This window comes from Microbacterium sp. A84 (assembly GCF_051842815.1).
Classification (GTDB): domain Bacteria; phylum Actinomycetota; class Actinomycetes; order Actinomycetales; family Microbacteriaceae; genus Microbacterium.
In genome coordinates this window covers 394,459-408,915 of the sequence record NZ_JBPXMS010000004.1, presented here as the reverse complement: position 1 = coordinate 408,915, position 14,457 = coordinate 394,459, and the positions used below count along the sequence as shown (strand labels likewise).

The 14,457-nt window shown below is 64.3% G+C and carries 13 protein-coding genes; 7 read left to right on the top strand and 6 right to left on the bottom strand.

The window, feature by feature from the left end:
* Positions 1-193: 193 nt before the first annotated feature.
* The gene (locus ACSU04_RS16805) at positions 194-820 is read right to left on the bottom strand and encodes a LysE/ArgO family amino acid transporter (RefSeq protein WP_439290352.1); all 627 of its coding nucleotides are present in this window, start codon (positions 818-820) and stop codon (positions 194-196) included.
* A gap of 70 nt (positions 821-890) precedes the next feature.
* Between ACSU04_RS16805 and ACSU04_RS16800 the strand changes: the two genes are divergently transcribed.
* The gene (locus ACSU04_RS16800; protein ID WP_439290351.1) at positions 891-1,778 is read left to right on the top strand and encodes a LysR family transcriptional regulator ArgP; all 888 of its coding nucleotides are present in this window, start codon (positions 891-893) and stop codon (positions 1,776-1,778) included.
* Positions 1,779-1,780: 2 nt separating this feature from the next.
* Here ACSU04_RS16800 and ACSU04_RS16795 read toward each other — a convergent pair whose 3' ends face one another.
* The 4 genes from ACSU04_RS16795 to ACSU04_RS16780 all read right to left on the bottom strand — a co-directional run bounded on the left by ACSU04_RS16795 (position 1,781) and on the right by ACSU04_RS16780 (position 6,420).
* Positions 1,781-2,287 (bottom strand): MarR family winged helix-turn-helix transcriptional regulator, encoded by a 507-nt coding sequence (locus tag ACSU04_RS16795; protein WP_439290350.1) that lies wholly within the window; start codon positions 2,285-2,287, stop codon positions 1,781-1,783.
* Positions 2,284-3,900 (bottom strand): MDR family MFS transporter, encoded by a 1,617-nt coding sequence (locus ACSU04_RS16790; protein WP_439290349.1) that lies wholly within the window; start codon positions 3,898-3,900, stop codon positions 2,284-2,286. Before ACSU04_RS16790 ends, ACSU04_RS16795 begins: the two co-directional genes overlap by 4 nt.
* Before the next feature lie 331 nt (positions 3,901-4,231).
* The gene (locus ACSU04_RS16785) at positions 4,232-4,912 is read right to left on the bottom strand and encodes a YqaJ viral recombinase family protein (RefSeq protein ID WP_439290348.1); all 681 of its coding nucleotides are present in this window, start codon (positions 4,910-4,912) and stop codon (positions 4,232-4,234) included.
* 143 nt (positions 4,913-5,055) lie between these two features.
* Positions 5,056-6,420 carry a glucose-6-phosphate dehydrogenase gene (locus tag ACSU04_RS16780; protein ID WP_439290347.1) on the bottom strand — a complete coding sequence of 455 codons (1,365 nt, stop codon included), beginning with the start codon at positions 6,418-6,420 and terminating at the stop codon, positions 5,056-5,058.
* Between the two features lie 57 nt (positions 6,421-6,477).
* Here ACSU04_RS16780 and ACSU04_RS16775 point away from each other — a divergent pair, with 57 nt between their 5' ends.
* The 3 genes from ACSU04_RS16775 to rplL all read left to right on the top strand — a co-directional run bounded on the left by ACSU04_RS16775 (position 6,478) and on the right by rplL (position 9,439).
* Complete coding sequence (locus ACSU04_RS16775) at positions 6,478-8,268, top strand: glycoside hydrolase family 15 protein (protein WP_439290346.1); 1,791 nt, start codon at positions 6,478-6,480, stop codon at positions 8,266-8,268.
* Positions 8,269-8,523: 255 nt separating this feature from the next.
* The gene (gene rplJ / locus ACSU04_RS16770) at positions 8,524-9,012 is read left to right on the top strand and encodes a 50S ribosomal protein L10 (protein ID WP_439280870.1); all 489 of its coding nucleotides are present in this window, start codon (positions 8,524-8,526) and stop codon (positions 9,010-9,012) included.
* 49 nt (positions 9,013-9,061) lie between these two features.
* On the top strand, positions 9,062-9,439 hold the full coding sequence (gene rplL, locus ACSU04_RS16765) for a 50S ribosomal protein L7/L12 (RefSeq protein WP_439280869.1): 378 nt from the start codon (positions 9,062-9,064) through the stop codon (positions 9,437-9,439).
* 167 nt (positions 9,440-9,606) lie between these two features.
* Here rplL and ACSU04_RS16760 read toward each other — a convergent pair whose 3' ends face one another.
* Positions 9,607-10,611, bottom strand: a complete 1,005-nt coding sequence (locus ACSU04_RS16760; RefSeq protein WP_439290345.1) for a LacI family DNA-binding transcriptional regulator — start codon at positions 10,609-10,611, stop codon at positions 9,607-9,609.
* A 267-nt stretch (positions 10,612-10,878) separates the two neighbouring features.
* Here ACSU04_RS16760 and ACSU04_RS16755 point away from each other — a divergent pair, with 267 nt between their 5' ends.
* From ACSU04_RS16755 to ACSU04_RS16745, 3 genes are all read left to right on the top strand, one after another.
* Positions 10,879-12,204 (top strand): ABC transporter substrate-binding protein, encoded by a 1,326-nt coding sequence (locus ACSU04_RS16755; RefSeq protein ID WP_439290344.1) that lies wholly within the window; start codon positions 10,879-10,881, stop codon positions 12,202-12,204.
* A 101-nt stretch (positions 12,205-12,305) separates the two neighbouring features.
* Positions 12,306-13,445, top strand: coding sequence for a carbohydrate ABC transporter permease (locus ACSU04_RS16750; protein WP_439280866.1), 1,140 nt, complete (start codon positions 12,306-12,308; stop codon positions 13,443-13,445).
* Positions 13,442-14,419, top strand: coding sequence for a carbohydrate ABC transporter permease (locus tag ACSU04_RS16745; RefSeq protein WP_439290343.1), 978 nt, complete (start codon positions 13,442-13,444; stop codon positions 14,417-14,419). The genes ACSU04_RS16750 and ACSU04_RS16745 overlap by 4 nt, the downstream gene beginning before the upstream one ends.
* The last annotated feature ends 38 nt before the right edge of the window (positions 14,420-14,457 follow it).

Genomic DNA, 14,457 nt, shown 5'->3' with positions numbered 1-14,457 from the left:
GCGCCGATGGTACTGCAGGGGGGACCCTGTGGGAGAGTAGGACACCGCCGGACTTCTTTTAGACAAAATGGCCACCCAAAGCTGGGTGGCCATTTTGCATTGTGTATTGCTTTGCTTTGTGTATTGCATTGTGTTCGCAGAGAAAGAGCCACCCCAGTCGGGGTGGCTCTTCTGCGTTAACGTGCTTTCTCCATCACCCCGTGATCACCGGAAGCACCAGGCTCACTGCGAGTGCGATCATTACGACGGCGATCAGTGCGTCGAGGATGCGCCATGAGCGCGGTGTGTCCAGCCAGTGGCCGAGGTAGCGTGCGCCGAATCCGAGCGCGGTAAACCAGACCGCACTGGCGAGTACCGCCCCTGCGGCGAAGAACCAGCGCGTCTCGCCGTGGGTGGCTGCGATCGAACCGAGCAGCAGGACTGTGTCGAGGTAGACATGCGGGTTCAGCCAGGTAAGGGCCAACGCAGTGAGCATGACGGGTAGGAGCGTCGACGTGACGGTGCGGTCTGCTCCCTCATCTGCTCGAAGAACATCCCCGCCAGGGCGAAGCGCTCGACGTGCGGCGAGTGCGCCGTATCCGAACAAGAAGACAGCGCCCAGTACTCGGGCCGCATTGATGAGCCACGGCATCGACTCCAGCAGATATCCGAGGCCGGCAACGCCGGCGATGATGAGCACGGCATCCGACAAAGCGCAGATCGCGACCACGGCGACGACGTGGCGTCGCCGGATGCCCTGACGCAACACGTAGACGTTCTGCGCGCCGATCGCGACGATGAGGGAGAGGCCGAGCCCGAGGCCGGCAAAGAAGGAGAGCACTCTCCGACGCTACGGTTTGGCGGACGTAAGATCCAGCGATCAGAACTTACGAAGCATTAGTGTTCCTTATATGGCAGGAGTATCCGCTGAGCTTGCGTTGACGGTCGCCGCGATCGTCGACGGCGGAAGTCTTGACGCGGCCGCTCGAGGACTGAGCATCACCCCGTCGGCTGTCAGCCAACGACTCAAGTCGCTTGAGCAGCAGCTCGGACAGGTACTCATTGTCCGCTCCAAGCCGGCAACTGCGACAGCAGCGGGGGAGGCCGTGGTTCGGATGGCGCGCCAGGTTGCGCTCCTCGAGCATGAAGCTCTGACAGCGTTGGGGCTCGACGCGGGCGGCGGGCGTGTGAACGTTCCTCTCGCGGTGAACGCCGATTCGATGGCTACCTGGTTCCTGGCGCCGCTCGCCCGTCTTTCGGCTCGGCACGACATCGACTTCGACCTGCATCGCGATGATCAGAACTTCACTGCACGCCTGCTGGAGTCGGGTGAGGTGATGGCAGCGGTGACCTCGGAGGCGACCCCGGTCTCTGGCTGTTCTGTCACGCGCTTGGGAGTGTTCCGCTACGAGGCGGTTGCCAACGCGGAGTTCGCTCAGCGTTGGTTCCCGAACGGCGCTGGTGCGGAGGCGCTCCGGCATGCGCCCTTCGTTGATTTCGACAGGCGCGACACGCTGCAGCATGTGTGGCTCACATCGCAGGGAGTCTCCGAGCACGGAATCCCACGCCACTACGTTCCGGCATCGCACGACTTCGCCCAGGCTGTCATCCTCGGCCTCGGCTGGGGAATGCTTCCCTGGGAGCAGGCGGCGCGTGCGGTGGATTCCGGGGCGCTCGTTCCGCTCGGCGGGGAGCCTGTTCGAGTGCCGCTCTACTGGCAGCAATGGAACCTGCGCTCACACCTCCTCGACGCCATCGCGCGCGAAGTCGCCGAGGAAGCGGAGCGGGTGCTCGACTGAGCTCAGGCCTCGCGCGTCACTGTGATGAGCCGGTGCAGGAGAGCCGTGAGCGTCGAGATGTCATCCAGCTCCCAGTCCGCCAGACGGCGCAGCATTGCTCCCTCTTGCGGGCGCCGTGCCACTGCGAGCCGGGTGAGCCCATCCTCGGTCGCGGAGAGCAGCATAGAGCGGCGATCGGCCGGGTCCGGTGTGCGCTGGATGAGTCCGAGCTCTTCGAGCTCACGCACGGTGCGGCTGAGCTGCCCCTTGTCCATCTGCAGTACGTCGGTAAGCGTGGACGCGGTGCTCGACTCGTAGCGCACGATCGTGGTGAAGGTCTTATAGGCGCCGGGGAGCATGCCAGGGCTGAGGCGGTTCGCGTTGTCCATCACGACCCGGCGGAAGTGCGTGATGAGCTCGCCGAATTCGGATTCCAGCGCGGTGATCGCAGTGACGCGTTCTTCCTCGAGCACGGGGATGGAGGAGGTGTCCGCGGCCGTGCTCGAGGTGTTGTCGATTTCAGTGGTCATGAGTGGTCGCCGCCTGAACGGTATACCGGAATCGAGCCGGTCTCCGCCGTGGCGACGGCGAGCTCGTTCTCGCGTCGCTGCTCGCGCACTCGTTCGATGTTGTTCTGTTTGATCAGCGGCTTGTTCGGCAGGAACACGATCGCGATCAGACTGAGCACGGCGAGCGGCACACCGATGAGGAAGGCATGCGAGATTGCTTGCGCAGAAGCATCCTCGATGATGAGGCGGATCGCCTCCGGCATGTCACGGGTGGTGGGCAGTGCGCCGGACGCGAGCTGCGCGGCGATCGCCTTGCCTTCGTCTCCGAGCGAGGCGAGTGCGGCAGCGACCTCCTTTGCGCGGTCGGTCAGCTGCTGCGCCATACTCGCACCGAGCACGGAACCCATCACGGCGACACCCGTCGTGCCGCCGACGGTGCGGAAGAAGTTGACGCCAGAGCTGGCCACGCCGATCTCCTGCGGGGCTGTGGTGTTCTGCACGATGAGTACGAGGTTCTGCATGGTCATGCCGGTTCCGGCGCCGAGCAGGAACATGTAGATACCGACGAGCCACAGGGAGGTGTCGTATTCCAGTGTGGACAGCAGCGAAGTTCCGGCGATCATGAGCACCGCACCGGCGACGAGGAAGCTCTTCCATTTTCCCGTGCGGGTGACGAGCTGGCCGATGATCGTCGAGGAGATGAGCATGCCGGCTGCCATCGGAATGGTCAGCAGGCCCGCCTCAGTCGGGCCGTAGCCACGGGAGATCTGCATGTACTGAGCGAGGTACACCGAGGTACCGAACATCGCGACACCGATCGAGATCGATGCGAGGACGGACAGTGTGAAGGTGCGGTTACGGAAAAGCGTGAGCGGGATGAGGGGCTCAGCAACCTTGAGCTCGACGACGATGAAGAGCGCCGTAGCGATCACAGCGGTACCGACCATTGCCAGCGTCTCCCAGCTGAGCCAGCCGTAAGTGGCGACGTTGGATACCCATACCAGCAGGAAACCAGCGGCGACCGACAGCAGCACGATGCCGAAGTAGTCGATGCGGACTTTTCCTACGCGGGTCTGATCGATCTTCAGTGTGCGAATCAGCACGATGATCGCGATGATGCCGAGCGGCACGCCGACGTAGAAGTTCCAGCGCCAGCCGACGCTGTCGGTGAGCACGCCGCCGAGCAGCGGTCCACCAACGGTGGCGATCGCCATGACGCCCGCGAACAGGCCCATGTATTTGCCACGCTCACGGGGCGAAAGGATGTCTGCCATCAGCACCTGGCTGAGAGCCGCAAGGCCACCACCACCGAGGCCCTGGAGCCCGCGGAACATGATGAGTATTTCGGTGTTCTGCGAGAGCCCGGCGCCGGCACTCGCGAGGACAAAGATCGTCAGTGCGATGATCATCAGGTTCTTGCGGTTGACGAGATCGGCGAGCTTGCCCCAGATGGGTGTGGAGATCGCCGTGGTGAGCAGAGTCATCGTGACGACCCAGGTGTACGAAGTCTGCGATCCGCCGAGCTCGGGAACGATGATCGGTAGGGAGGTGCTGACGACGGTTGTGGAGACCATCGAGCAGAACATCGCCAGCAGCAGGCCGGACAGCGCCTGAAGCACCTGTCGGTGTGTCATTCGGGTCGCAGTTGCGGACGTGGAAGGTTTTTGAGCGCTCATGCGCACCTTTCGAATTGAACCTGAAAAGTGAGTGGCGCGACGGCCATGGCGCGCAAAAGTTGATAAACGTCAACGATAGTTCGGATGTTGACATCTGTCAACTAAGTGCCGGTTCGGGATCGGGTCGGGATCTGCGGGCACACTTGCAGGGCGATCGTACGGATGTACGGCGAAACGCCGAGGGATGCCCCTGCATCCGTGCTTCGGCACTGCAGGTGTGCAGGTGCGGCGGGGCAGGTGTCGGTGTGGGGCCGGTGAAGGGCGGACCGAGGCCGGCCGGGGCCCCGACTTAGTCGGTCAGGGCGAGTGCGCGGAAGGCGTCGCGCTCGCGGAGGGCGTCGCGCCGGCTGGCGCCGTTGACGGTGTCAGCCCTTGGCGGTGGCTGGCCCGTGGTGCGGTGATAAAGCTCATCGATCAGGCGCGTCGCGAGCCCGACGAGCGTGCCGATCTCGCGGTCGTCGCGGTCGATCCACACGCATCGCGGCTCGTCATGAATCGGGCGGAAGTTGTCGTGCTCTTCCCAGATGAACAGGGTGCGCTCGGCTCCGAGCACGTGCTGCTGCCACCACACCTGTCGCAGGTAGGTGCGGGGGATCGTGCGCCAGTTCTTGTTGGTCGTCTTGATCTCGGCGAGCAGGATGCGGCCGTCGCCGTTCTGGACGACACCATCCGGCGTGGCCAAATGTCGGTGCTCTGCTTCCGCGCGGAACAGTGCTGACGAAGGCTGGATGCCGTGCGTCGCAGCCACCCAAGCGGCGATCTCCGGCTCGCGCCGACGTCCATGGTCGGTGTAGGCGTTGCCGCCGAAGCGCGGACCGCCGCCAAGTTTCGCGTCCGCCGCGCGCTTGATGGAGTTCTCGCTCGTGAGCCCTGCGACATCGGTCGCAGTGATGCCACGCGCTCGTGCTCGGAGCCAGGCGACACGGTCGCGGGAGTCCGCGACGATTCGAGCCTGAAGTTCCGGATTCACTATTCGAGGCTACCCCGAGCCGATGACGTCACCCGCCCTGCCGCGCCGCACCCGGGGGAGTACGAGCGCCGAACGAGCGCCGCACCGAGCGCCGCACCGAGCGCCGCACCGAGCGCTGCACGAGCGCGGCATGAGGCTGTCGCTCAGCGCCTCGTCGGCCAGCCAGACGGGCCAGCAGAACCTGCGGCGTACTCCTCAAGTGGCACCTCATCGCGCGCCCAGGAATCGCTGACCGGCTGGACGATCCGCCAACACTGTTCCGCAGCGTCGCCGCGCACCGAGAGCATCGGGTCAGCATCGAGGATGCCGGAGAGCACCTCCGCGTAGGCCAGCAGTTCGCCCGCACCGAGGTCTGCCGATAAAGTGGCCCGCTCGAGCACGAACGGATCGTCGGCGCCGTTCAGGTTGAGCTCCAACGACATCCGATCCGGCGCCAGCGAAAACCTCAGGATCGCGCCGGCTGAGGAGCCGGTGAGCCCGACCGGAACATGGCGCACGGCGCGGAACGTGACGATGATCTCTCTTGCCGGATCACTCAGCGCCTTGCCGGAACGCATGCTGAACGGAACGCCAGCCCAGCGGGCGTTGCACACCTCGAACGTCGCCTCGGCGAGCGTCTCAGTCTTGCGGCCAGGCGTAACTCCCGGCTCGTCGACATACGACGGCTTCGCGACGCCGTCGACACTGCCCGCCGTATACCGCGCGCGTCGAGAAGACGACACCGGGTCGTCATCCCAGACCGAGGTCGCCCGCAGGACAGCAGAGGTCGCCTCGCGGAAGTCGGCTTCGCCCAGGGTTGCCGGCTGTTCCATGGCGAGCACCGCCATCACCTGCAGCAGGTGGCTCTGGACCATGTCGATGAAGGCACCAGCGCCGTCGTAGTAGCCAGCGCGACCCTCCAGCCCGAGCTTCTCGTCGTAGACGATCGCGACGGATTCGATGCTTTCCGCCGACCAGAGCGGCTCGAGGAGCCGATTCGCGAAACGCGCGCCGAGCAGGTTCAGCGTGGTGGACTTGCCCAGGAAGTGATCGACGCGGAATATCTGCCGCTCCGGCACGAGCTGAGCCAAGCGTGCATTCAGTGTGCGCGCGCTGGCTTCATCCGTGCCGAACGGCTTTTCCAGCGCCAGCATCGTGCCATCCGGCAGCATCTCTGGGGTGAGGGCTTCGCAGGCGGCGGCCGCCACTGCCGGTGGCACAGCGAAGTAGATGGCGACCTGTCCTTCGAGTCCCTGCAACAGCGCCGCCAGATCGTCTGCCTGAGTGATGTCGGCCTGGCGGTACTCCACGGTGACGCAGTCGGTGGCGGTTTCAGCATCCGAAGATGCGAACGAAGTGCGCACCACCTCACGCAGATCGTCGTCCTTCCAGTCTTCGGTTCCCGCGCCGATCAGTCGCACGCGACGCTCGGGTTCCGTGGTGAGTAACTGGCCGAGCGCGGGCAGCAGCAGTCGGGCGGTGAGGTCGCCCGAGGCTCCCAAGATCACAAGCGTGGTTTTGGCATCCATGCGCCCACCGTATTCCCATCAGTGCATATCGGCCAGCGCCGTGCAAGAATCGGTCAGATGCCAGCCCCTATCGAGGACTACGCACTGTTGAGTGACTGCCGAACGGCCGCGCTGGTGTCGCGCGATGGCAGTATCGACTGGTTGTGCCTGCCGCGCTTTGATGCACCCTCCGTTTTCGGCGCTCTGCTGGGGGATCCTTCACACGGGCGCTGGCTGCTCCGCCCGCAGGATGCCGAGGCGACCGTCGCTCGCCATTATCTGCCGGACACGTTCATCCTCGTGACTCGCTGGGAGAGCGCCAGCGGCGTGGCAGAGGTGCAGGATTTCCTTGCGATCACAGAGGATCGCACCGACGTCGTGCGTCGGATCGTCGGGCTCTCCGGCACCGTCGAGTTCACCACGGAACTGCGGATGCACTTCGACTATGCGCGGGCCCTGCCCTGGGTGCGGCAAGTGGGTACACCTGAGGCGCCCGCGCTGCACGCCACTGCAGGACCGGAAGCTGTCATCGTGCGGGGCGTCGCGCTCGTGGCATCCGATCACGCGCATACCGCGACGTTCGAGATATCCGCGGGGGAGACCCGTGACCTCACGCTCGCCTGGTTCCCATCCTTTGAGGATGCTCCGGTGCCGTTGGACGTCGAACCGGCGATCGCCCGGACGCGCTCGTGGTGGCAGGGCTGGGCAAGCTCGATCGCGCACGAGGGGCCGCACCGCGGCGCCGTGGTTCGATCGCTTCTCGTGCTGCGCGCACTCACGAATCGTGACACCGGTGGAATTGTGGCCGCGCCCACGACGTCGTTGCCCGAACAATTCGGCGGCCCTCGCAACTGGGACTACCGCTTCGTGTGGCTGCGCGACGCCGCGCTGACATTGGAGGCGCTCATCGCGCACGGCTTCCTTGAGGAAGTGCATCACTGGCGGCGCTGGTTGCTGCGAGCGGTGGCCGGTGAGCCTGAGGAAGTGCAGATCATGTACGGCATCGCCGGGGAACGGGATCTCGCCGAACGGGAACTGAGCAGCCTTCCCGGCTACGACGGTGCCTCGCCGGTGCGGATCGGTAACGGTGCGGTCGATCAGTATCAGGCAGATGTGATCGGCGAGGTACTCGTCGCGCTGGAGGCGGCGCGGCTTGCGGGTCTTGACGAGACGGAGTTCTCGTGGCCGTTGCAGCGTGCGCTGATCGCGCGGGTTATCGCAGGCGTGGACCGACCAGACAACGGAATCTGGGAGATCCGCGGAGAGCCGCAGTTCTTCACGCACTCGCGAGTCATGATGTGGGCGGCGCTCGATCGTGGGGTGCGGGCCGTCCGCGAGCACGGCATGTCAGGTGACGCGGAAGTGTGGGCGCACATGTGCGATCGACTGCGCGCGGAGATCGACGAGCGAGGCGTTCACCCCGACGGTTACTTCGTGCAGCACTACGATTCCGATGAAGTGGATGCGTCCCTGCTCACCCTTCCGCAGGTCGGGTATTGCGCCGCAGACGATCCGCGGATGCTGCGTACCGTCGAGCGGATGGAGCAGACGCTCGTGCGGGACGGGCTGCTGATGCGATACCGCACCTCGTCCGGCGTAGACGGACTGGAAGGCGGCGAGCATCCGTTCTTGGCCTGCAGTTTCTGGCTCGTCGAGCAATACGCGGCGAGCGGTCGAATCGATGACGCGCGTGCGCTCATGGATCGGCTGGTCGGTCTTGCCAACGATGTCGGACTGCTCTCCGAAGAGTACGACGTCGAGGGTGCGCGCCATGCGGGCAATACGCCGCAGGCGTTCTCCCACCTCACCCTCGTGCGCGCCGCTGATGCTCTCGCCGGCCACACCGGCCGCGCCGCAGACCGGCGTTAGCTAGGTCGATTTGCCGGCGGTAGGCCGCTCGATTTGAGGTGGGGCAGGAGATGCCGTAGAGTTAGCTCAACCGAAGACCGCTGGTCGTCGTCGTGTGCGAACACGAGGATCGAAGCTCTGCATTGCAGGGGCCCGCGCAGGTGTCACGATCTTTCAAAGCTCCGTGCGCTTGCGCCGGAGCTTTTTCTATTGCAGTCGTGGTCGAGGTCGATGCTTCACCACCGTGTGGCATCTCGTACCCACCAAGGAGTGACCATGGCGCAGAAGGATGCATCGGTTGCCGAGCTCACGAAGTCATTCGAGAACTCGAACGCCGTCCTGCTGACCGAGTACCGCGGTCTGACGGTTGCCCAGCTCAAGGAGCTGCGGAGCAGCATCCGTGAGAACGCTGAGTACGCCGTGGTGAAGAACACGCTGACCAAGATTGCCGCGAACAAAGCGGGAATCTCTGCACTGGATGACGACCTCAAGGGTCCGTCTGCTGTTGCGTTCGTGCACGGTGACTTCGTCGCCACTGCGAAGGCTCTTCGTGACTTTGCCAAGACCAACCCGCTTCTCGTGATCAAGGGCGGCGTTTTTGAGGGCAATGCTCTCAACGCCGACGAGGTCAACATGTACGCCTCGCTGGAGAGCCGTGAGGTTCTGCTTGCGAAGGCTGCGGGCATGATGAAGGCAACGATGGCCAAGGCTGCGGCCACCGTCGATGCTCTTCGCGAAAAGCTGGAGACCGCCGCAGCCGCGTAAGCGACTGGCGTTCTCGTTCTACAAACCCCACCAATCTAGGAGATACATCATGGCGAAGCTCACCACTGAGCAGCTGCTCGAGCAGTTTGCAGACCTCACCCTTGTCGAGCTCAGCGAGTTCGTGAAGGCGTTCGAGGAGAAGTTCGACGTCACCGCTGCTGCCCCGGCCGCTGCTGCAGGCGCTGCTGGTGCCGCTGTTGAGGCAGAGGAAGAGAAGGACTCGTTCGACGTCGTTCTCGAGGCTGCTGGCGAGAAGAAGATCCAGGTCATCAAGGCTGTCCGCGAGCTCACCTCGCTCGGCCTCGGCGAGGCTAAGGCTGTCGTCGACGGTGCACCCAAGGCTGTCCTTGAGGGCGCTAACAAGGAGACCGCTGAGAAGGCCAAGGAGGTCCTCGAGGCCGCTGGCGCCACGGTTACGCTTAAGTAACTCGTCTCACCGCTTCACCGAAGGCCCCGGGCTCACGCCCGGGGCCTTCGTGTTTCCCCTCTTCACACTTGCGAGTGGGCGCGCGCGGCTCTATTTTTCGCGCAAAATGAGCCACAAGCGCCCGCTCGCAAGGGGTTACGGGGGTTACGGGGGCGACGGGGCAGGGGCTAGCGCGGGGGTGCGGAGGAGTTGCGCACCACTAGGGCAGACGGCGCGACCTTGTGCACGGGGGCGGATGCGGGATACTCGAGCTGATGCAGCAGCAAGCGCACGGCCTCATTGCCCTGCTCCCGAGGCAGCTGCCGGATCGTCGTCAGGGCGAACATCTCCGCATGCTGGTGGTCATCGATTCCGACGACGCTCAGTTCGGTGGGCACGGCGATCCCGAGCCGTCGCGCAGCGATGATCGTACCGATCGCTGCCTCGTCGCACACTCCGACGACTGCCGTCGGTCGGGTGCGCCGATTGCCGAGGAGATCGACGGCCGCGTCATAGCCGCTCGGCATGCTGCCGGCGGCCGGGCTCACGCTGATGTGCGCGCTGAGGCCTGCGGCATCCATCGCCTCGCGATAGCCATCGAGCCGACGCGCGTCGCCGAAACCGAGGGCATTCGGGTCCGCTGAACCACCGATGAAGGCGATCGCGGTATGACCGACGTCGATGAGGTGCTCTGTCGCGATCCGCGCGGCAGCGGCGTCATCGATCGACACCGCACTCGTGCCATCGTTGTACGGCCCGACGCTCACCAAAGGACGGCCGAGATCGCGCAGTCGGTCAAGTTCGTGTGCGCTCGGCTGGATGCCGGCGGCGATGATCCCGTCGAATCGTCTGCGTGGCAGCACGGAACCGAAGACCTTGTCACGCGCGGCGGAATGTTCAGGGACGCCGTACAGCGCGAGGTCGTAACCGTGTTCGAGCAGGGACTCCTGGATGCCGGTGAGCAGCTCTGCGAAATACCACCGGCCGAGGCTGGGAACGATGACGCCCACGGTCTGCGTGCGCCCGGTGGCAAGGCTGGTCGCCGATGAATGTGCGACATAGGACAACTCCGCGGCAGCCGTTTCGACGAGCCCGCGCGTCTCATCCGCCACGTAGCCACGTCCGCTGAGTGCGCGACTCGCGGTCGCCTTGGATACGCCAGCACGTGCGGCGACATCCGCAATCGTACTCATGCATCCTCCTTGATGGCAGGGCCGCTCCGTGGGCCCGAGCACAGCGTAGTCCGATCGGGCAGAGAACGGAACCGGTTCCACACGAATCGCACGGGAGCGCTCCCATCCGAACAGCGGATGCGACGACAAAGGTTGTCAGCTTGTGATCAATGCCCATTGTGCCGGGGCGGGAGAGGCCAGTAGGTTGGGCCTGGAAGCGGTTCCCGATCCGCCCGCCTTTGGGTGGCGGCACGCGCAGGGGACGTGAACTCGAAGAGGAGAAATCGCATGGCACTGTCACAGCGTTATCGGCGCCTCGCGCCGCTCGCCCTGCTTGGGGCAGCGGGCATCGCGCTTGCAGGATGTGGAGCTCCGGGTGCGCCCGAGGGCGGCGGAGGCGATGGCGGCGGCGATGCGGGCAGCAACACTGTCACCATCTACGGCACGATCGTCGACAGCGAAGCTGAACTCATGCAGGAGTCGTGGGCCGACTGGGCCGAAGAGAACGACATCGAGATCAAATACGAGGGCAGCCAGGACTTCGAGACGCAGCTCGGCACCCGCGCTCAGGGTGGCAACCCGCCCGACATCGCAATCTTCCCGCAGCCGGGTCTGTTCGCAGACTTTGCGTCGCGCGATTTCCTCTTGCCTGCACCCGAAGAGGTGGAGAAGAACGCCAACGAGTACTGGACCGAAGACTGGGTGAACTACGGCACCTACGACGGCACGTTCTACGGCGCGCCACTGATGGCCAACGTCAAGGGCTGGATCTGGTATTCGCCCACGAAGTTCGCCGAGTGGGGTGTAGAAGTTCCCGAAACTCTCGGCGATATGACCGCTCTCACAGAGACGATCCAGGCCGCCACTGGTACTCCCGCGTGGTGCGCCGGCTTCGAATCTGGCACGGCGACCGGCTGGCCCGGCACCGACTGGATCGAGGACTACGTCCTTCGCCAGGCAGGACCCGAGGTCTACGACCAGTGGGTCACCAACGAGGTGCCCTTCACCGACCCGCAGATCAAGACCGCATTCGACTCGGTCGGTGCGATCCTGCTGAACCCGGCGAACGTCAACGCCGGATTCGGTGATGCGCGCTCGATCAACTCGACAGCGTTCGGAGATGTCGCCCCGAAGGTCGCCGATGGCTCGTGCGCACTGACGCACCAGGCATCGTTCCTCTCGGGCTTCTTCCCCGAGGGCACCAACATCGCAGAAGACGGCGACGTCTGGGCTTTCATGCTGCCGGGTGAGACCGCCGACGCCAGCGCAGTGACCGGTGCCGGTGAAATCGTCGGCGCGTTCAGCGACAGCGAAGCAACACAGAAGGTGCTCGCGTACCTGTCCAGCCCCGAGTGGGCGAACAGCCGCGTGAGCCTGGGCGGTGTCACCTCCGCGAACAACGGCCTTGACCCGGCCAACGCACAGGACCCGATCCTGCAGGAAACCATCAAGATCCTGCAAGACCCCGACACCACGTTCCGCTTTGACGCCAGTGACCTGATGCCGGGTGCTGTCGGTGCGGGCACGTTCTGGAAGGGCATGGTCGCCTGGGTCAACGGCTCGCCGACCGACGAGGTCCTCGCACAGATCGAGACGGGCTGGCCGGCAGGCTGATCCGGCTCCTGGCGGGTCGCCTTCGGGCGACCCGCCAGTTCTGGTTCACGCGACGGCGCGTGTACCGATGATGATCTGCACGCTGTTGTAAAGGGGACTCCGTGACCGCGATCGACTTTTTCCAATGGATCGGCACGCTGCCGTCGGTGGTGCAGGCGCTGGTCGTCGTCATCGCCTTCGCCGTGGTAGTTGCCGCCATCCTGTTTCTTGTTGACATCGCCCCGCGCACGGGTACCTGGTACACCGTCGCGCGTCTTGCGATGTGCATACTCGTCCCGCTGGCGGTGATGTGGTTCTTCCGCTCGTACTACTGGGCGATGGGCGTCGCCGTTGTCGTCGGCGCCGTGTTCTTCCTGCTCGATTACCGCTCGAGAGCAGGCAAGGGCTATCTCATTCAGCTGGTCGCGTTCCTGGCTCCGGCATTCCTGCTGCTGACCGTGGGACTCATCCTTCCGTCGCTGCAGACGATGGTCGCATCCTTCCTGAACTCCTCAGGAAAGAGTTTCGTCGGCCTCGCGAACTACACCTGGATCTTCGGACAGCCCGACGGCATCCGCGTCGTGGTGAACACCATCGTCTGGGTGCTCGTCGTACCGACGGTGTCGACCATCGTCGGTCTCGCCTACGCCGTCTTCATCGACGGCACCCGCGGCGAGAAGGTCTACAAGGTATTGGTCTTCATGCCGATGGCGATTTCGTTCGTCGGTGCCGGCATCATCTGGCGTTTCATGTACGAGTACCGTGGCCCGCAGTACGAGCAGATAGGCCTGCTGAACCAACTCCTGGTCTGGTTCGGCGGGGAGCCGCAACAGTTCCTGCTCAATCCGCCATGGAACACGCTGTTCCTCATCGTCGTGCTCATCTGGGTGCAGACCGGATTCGCGATGGTGATTCTGTCGGCATCCATCAAGGGTGTGCCGATGGAGCTGCTGGAGGCGGCAGAACTCGATGGCGCGAACGCGTGGCAGCGATTCACAGCGGTCACTGTTCCCGCGATCCGCCCCGCGCTCATCGTGGTGCTGACGACCATCTCGATCGCCTCGCTGAAGGTGTTCGACATCGTCCGCACGATGACCGCCGGAAACTACGAGACCTCGGTTCTTGCGAATGAGATGTACACGCAGTTCTCGAAGTTCGAGGCGGGGCGCAGTGCTGCGCTCGCCGTGATCCTGTTCATCCTCGTGCTGCCGATCGTCATCTACAACGCACGACAGATTCAGAAGCAGCGGGAGATCCGATGAGCGACACGATGAAGTCCAACGACGTGAAGGCACCGATCTCCGGGAGCACACGAGCGATCGTGACCGGCGGAAAACTGAGCGGTTCGGCAGCGCGCGCACGCAAGAAGCTGTCACGGCCGTGGGCATCTGCAGCATCCATCGTCATTGCCTTCCTTTGGACGCTCCCCACGCTCGGTCTGTTCATCTCGTCGTTCCGACCACGTGACCAGATCAGCAGCAGCGGCTGGTGGGAGTTCTTCCTGAACCCGCAGGTCACCGGTGAGAACTACGTCGATGTGTTGCAGTCTGGCACCACGCAGCTCACGATGATCGAGTCGTTCGTGAACTCGATCGCCATCACGATTCCGGCGACGCTCGTCCCGTTGATGATCGCGTCCATGACGGCCTATGCGTTCGCGTGGATCGACTTCAAGGGCCGCAACTTCCTGTTCATCTTCATCTTCGCGCTGCAGATCGTGCCCATCCAGATGGCTCTGGTGCCATTGCTGAGCACGTTCTCGCGGGGCCTGAGCTTCTTCGGCCTGCAGATCACGCTGCCGCTCGGAGCCTCCGGTGGCTACGCGCAGGTGTGGTTCGCGCACACGATGTTCGCATTGCCACTGGCGATCTACCTGCTGCACAACTTCATGTCGGAGATCCCCGGTGAGATCATCGAGGCTGCCCGCGTCGACGGTGCATCGCGCGGGCAGATCTTCTTCCGGATCGTGCTGCCGCTGACCATGCCGGCCATCGCCTCCGTGGCGATCTTCCAGTTCCTGTGGGTGTGGAACGACCTACTGGTGGCGTTGGTATTCGCCGATGGTGGGGCGGCTCCGATCACGAAACTGTTGGCAGAGATCACCGGAACCCGAGGCAACGACTGGCACCTCCTCACCGCTGGTGCGTTCGTGTCTATCATCGTTCCGCTGATCGTGTTCTTCGCTCTGCAGCGGTACTTCGTGCGAGGCCTGCTGGCAGGGTCCACCAAGGGGTAATTGCCCGCGTCGGGCGCAGGGACGGGGCGACGGATGCC

Excerpts from the sequence above, each read along its gene's own strand:
- ACSU04_RS16760 (WP_439290345.1), bottom strand. The coding sequence starts at position 10,611 with ATGAGTACGATTGCGGATGTCGCCGCACGTGCTGGCGTATCCAAGGCG.
- rplJ (WP_439280870.1), top strand. The coding sequence starts at position 8,524 with ATGGCGCAGAAGGATGCATCGGTTGCCGAGCTCACGAAGTCATTCGAG.
- ACSU04_RS16780 (WP_439290347.1), bottom strand. The coding sequence starts at position 6,420 with ATGGATGCCAAAACCACGCTTGTGATCTTGGGAGCCTCGGGCGACCTC.
- ACSU04_RS16795 (WP_439290350.1), bottom strand. The coding sequence starts at position 2,287 with ATGACCACTGAAATCGACAACACCTCGAGCACGGCCGCGGACACCTCC.
- ACSU04_RS16790 (WP_439290349.1), bottom strand. The coding sequence starts at position 3,900 with ATGACACACCGACAGGTGCTTCAGGCGCTGTCCGGCCTGCTGCTGGCG.
- rplL (WP_439280869.1), top strand. The coding sequence starts at position 9,062 with ATGGCGAAGCTCACCACTGAGCAGCTGCTCGAGCAGTTTGCAGACCTC.
- ACSU04_RS16755 (WP_439290344.1), top strand. The coding sequence starts at position 10,879 with ATGGCACTGTCACAGCGTTATCGGCGCCTCGCGCCGCTCGCCCTGCTT.
- ACSU04_RS16775 (WP_439290346.1), top strand. The coding sequence starts at position 6,478 with ATGCCAGCCCCTATCGAGGACTACGCACTGTTGAGTGACTGCCGAACG.
- ACSU04_RS16800 (WP_439290351.1), top strand. The coding sequence starts at position 891 with ATGGCAGGAGTATCCGCTGAGCTTGCGTTGACGGTCGCCGCGATCGTC.
- ACSU04_RS16745 (WP_439290343.1), top strand. The coding sequence starts at position 13,442 with ATGAGCGACACGATGAAGTCCAACGACGTGAAGGCACCGATCTCCGGG.